The organism is Pantoea sp. SIMBA_079, from assembly GCF_046940275.1.
Lineage (GTDB): Bacteria > Pseudomonadota > Gammaproteobacteria > Enterobacterales > Enterobacteriaceae > Pantoea > Pantoea borealis.
This window is the reverse complement of sequence record NZ_JAWRYR010000978.1, coordinates 1-232: the sequence shown is the minus strand read 5'-3', so window position 1 is coordinate 232 and position 232 is coordinate 1. Positions and strand designations below refer to the sequence as shown.

1 protein-coding gene is annotated in these 232 nt (G+C 69.8%); it reads left to right on the top strand.

The annotated features are described in order from the left end of the window. On the top strand, positions 1–232 hold a 232-nt coding region (locus SB719_RS22855; protein ID WP_412160140.1), incomplete at both ends, for a hypothetical protein.

The window sequence follows — 232 nt, the reverse complement described above, 5'->3', positions numbered from 1 at the left end:
GGCCGACCGCCACGCACGTCGCAACGGTCCCCTCCCAACCCATCGCCTCCCTGAAGGACGGGGACTGTCTCCAGACCTACGACTCCAAGTGGGCCGACGGCTACCCGGTCGTCGACTGCTCGGCGCCGCACATCGCGCAGTTGCTGACCTCAGGAACGCTCCCCCAGGCCGTCGGGGCGGCCTTCCCGGGCACGGGATCGTTGGACAGCCAGGTCAGCGACCTCTGCGAACC